The 3,107-nt window shown below is 60.6% G+C and carries 3 protein-coding genes; 2 read left to right on the top strand and 1 reads right to left on the bottom strand.

The window, feature by feature from the left end:
* Positions 1 to 632 (bottom strand): alkaline phosphatase family protein (locus H1Y01_RS17140; protein WP_180541726.1); only part of this gene is annotated, 632 nt, incomplete at its 3' end.
* Between the two features lie 271 nt (positions 633 to 903).
* On the opposite strand from H1Y01_RS17140, the gene H1Y01_RS17135 reads away from it, so the two are divergent.
* Together H1Y01_RS17135 and H1Y01_RS17130 are read left to right on the top strand one after the other, a co-directional pair.
* Entirely contained in the window at positions 904 to 2,181 is a 1,278-nt protein-coding gene (locus H1Y01_RS17135; protein WP_180541725.1) for a beta-ketoacyl synthase N-terminal-like domain-containing protein, read from the top strand.
* Positions 2,174 to 3,107, top strand: a 934-nt coding sequence (locus tag H1Y01_RS17130; RefSeq protein WP_180541724.1) for an AMP-binding protein, incomplete at its 3' end; no start/stop codon positions are given. The genes H1Y01_RS17135 and H1Y01_RS17130, both read left to right, overlap by 8 nt.

Raw genomic sequence — 3,107 nt, 5'->3', positions numbered from 1 at the left:
TCGTGATAGCGCCAGAACCCGTGGTGCATGCGGTCGACGCCGATCTCGACGAACTGGAAATAGTCCCACGGCTTGGTTTCGAGCAGGTGCTTGATCACCTCGAAGTGCTTGCGGGACATGTCGTAGATCTGCTGCAGCAGCCAATCTTTCTGATCCGTCCGGAACCCGCGCACGTCCACCGGATAGTCTTCGACAATGCTTTCGATTTCCTGTTTGATATCGTGCGGCCACGTGTACTCGTTCACCTTGGAATCCGGTGTCAGGAAGCAGCCGATATTGATGCCTTCGATCTTGCGCGGGGGGTAGCTGGGCGGCACGCCGACGATGATCGATTGTTTGCCGCGCGCGCCAAGAATATCCCAGATCGCGGGCGCGGTGAATGAAGTCGAGTTGACCACGCCGAGGCCTTTGTAGGAATGATCCGTCCGGTTGCGAAAGCCGTAAACGCCGAGAGCCCCCGGGTCCTGGCTCGTCGACATGCACATCCACGCGGGCACGGTGATGGGCGGAATCACGCTTTCGAGCCGCCCATAACAACCGCGCTCCATGAGCCACCGGATGTTCTTCAGGTTCTCCTGTTTCAGAAGGATTTCAGGTGCTGCGCAATCGAGTCCTATGACGAGTGTTCTCAATGATCCCCTTCACTCCACACGTGCGATAAGCGTGAGGATAACATTCGCAGGTGGCATAAGCGCAAAGGGCGCGACCCCCAGCCGCCAAACCGCAAATGACTCGTGAGAGCTTGGCGGCGGGGGGCGGTTCCGTTTTGCGCGATTCCTCATTAGAATCAGCCTTCGCAAAAACAAGCAGAGCCGATTACTTAGAAAATTATGGTAACCTGAGTTTCCGTTTTTCAGGCGCAATCAAGCGCGATTTTTTGTCAAATTTTTGATCTGGAGTTCGATGGCGGCCCGCCGCTGGAACGTAGCTGTAACAGGAATCGGACTGGTAACCCCCCTTGGCTTGAATGCGATCGAAACCGTGGAACGTGTGCTCCGTGGCGATCGGGCGCCGGGGGTCGATCCGCAGACCGGAGTTGCCGCCGCGAAGGCGCCCGCGTTCGAGATCGGCAAGACTCTCCGTTACCCGAAGAATCTAAAGCTGATGAGTCAGCCGGTGCGCATGGCCCTGCTCGCGGCGCAGGATGCTTTCGCCGCCAGCCGTCTTGCCGATAGCGGGATTGCCCCCGAGCGCTTGGGCGCCTATGTCGGTTCCGGCCAGACCGGACTCGAATACGACGAGTTTTTCAAAGCGCTGACGCTGGCGTGGGATCGCGGCCGCGAACAGGATTTCAAATATTTGGGACCTCTCCCCACAAAATTAATTGACCGCTATTTCTCGCTGCGAACGCTGGCCAATGCGGGCGTGGGCGCGCTCTCGACGGAGTTCAACGCGAGAGGCCCCAGCAACAACTACGTGCAGGGTGAAGTGGCGCCCGCGGTTGCGATCCACAGCGCCTGCTACGACCTGCTGGAAGATCGCTGCGATGCCGCGATCGTCTGCGGCTATGAAAGCCTGCTGGTTCCGGCGATGGTCGCCGCATTCGGCAATGTCGGTCTGCTGAGCGGCGGCGGTTTCGATGCTTCGTATGCACCGTTCGATGCGACGCGCAAAGGAATCGTGCTTGGTGAAGGCGCCGCCTGCCTGATACTCGAACGCCGCGCCGATGCGGATCGGCGCGGTGTAACCGTGCTCGGCGAGATCGATCACGTCGGCCTGGTTTCGCAGACTGCGGATGAAGAGTTGTTTACCGGGACTGAATCTGATTTGCGAGACGTGGCCCGGGAAGCGGGCGACCCCGAATCGTTGACCTTCGTCGTGGCGCGGGGACTAGGCACGGAGCTCGATGACTTGCGCGAATCGCAAGCTCTGTCGGGGCTCCTCAACGGCACGCCCGTTTCCGCGCTGAAAGGCCAGACCGGTTATCTTGGCGCGGCAACGGCGGCCGTGGAACTCGGCATCGGATTGTTGTGCGCGCGTAAGGGATGGCTGCCTTGTGTCGCGACGCTCGATTCGCCCGATCCGCGCATCCATCTGAACCTGGTCCGGAACGCCCCGGTGCAATTGACCGGCGCGCCGGAGGGCATGTTTTTCAGCTCCACCTTCGGCGGCCAGATCGCGGCCATTCGCGCCCGCGCGTTCCCAGCCCAAGACGAAGCCCAGGAACACGCCCATGGATAACGGCCAGGTAACGACTCTCGGCGGTCTGTTCTTCTGGAGCGTCGAGCGATTCAACCATAATCCGCTGCTCCAGTGGGAGTCGGGGGATCGCAAGGTCGCCTATTCGAGCGCTGACTTTGAGACCGCTGTCCTCAAACTCGCGCTCTGGTTCCGCGCCATTGGTCTTTCGCCGGGAGACCGCGTCGGCATCTGCTCGGAAAACCGGCCGGAGTGGCACCTGGTTGATTTCGCCTGCCATCTGGCGCGGATGATTGTCGTGCCGGTGTACCCCACGCTCTCCGCCCATCAGATGGAACAGGTCATTGGCCACGCCGGGGTCAAAATTCTGTTTTGCGGACCGGCGCAAGCCGACCGCATTGCGGAAGTGAAGCACAATCTTCCCGAACTGCAGCAGGTGATTGCGTTCGAAACCCTGCCGTCGATCCTGGCTTCTCTTGCGGCAGCGACGGAGTCCGAGCGCGCCACCCTTCGCGAACAGGTGATGGCTGAAGATCCCGAAACGATCGCCACCCTCGTCTACACGTCGGGGACCACCGGCACACCGAAAGGCGTGATGCTCAGCCACCGGAACATCATCTTCGATGCCGCCAATTCGCTGAAGCGCTTGCCGGAGCGCAGCAACCAGCAGCTTGCTCTCTCCGTGCTGCCGCTTTCGCATGTGCTGGAACGCGTGCTGTCGTATGGTTATTTCTATCGCGGCGTGGCCATTGCGTACGGCGATCCGCACGACCTGAAAACGCTGCTACCCAAATACCGTCCCGCCATTCTCGGCGCCGTGCCGCGCGTGCTGGAAAAGATGCGCGAGGCGATCGATGCACAGATTGCACGGATGCCGGCGCATCGGCGCAAAATCTCAGGGTTCCTGCACAGCGTCGGTTATGCCCACATGGACGGCAACGGAAGCTGGAAGTCGCGCCTGCATCCGG

It is taken from the genome of Nevskia soli (genome assembly GCF_903970205.1).
Lineage (GTDB): Bacteria > Acidobacteriota > Terriglobia > Bryobacterales > Bryobacteraceae > Bog-113.
The sequence above is the reverse complement of the archived record's forward strand: the minus strand, read 5'-3'. Positions and strand labels throughout refer to the sequence as shown.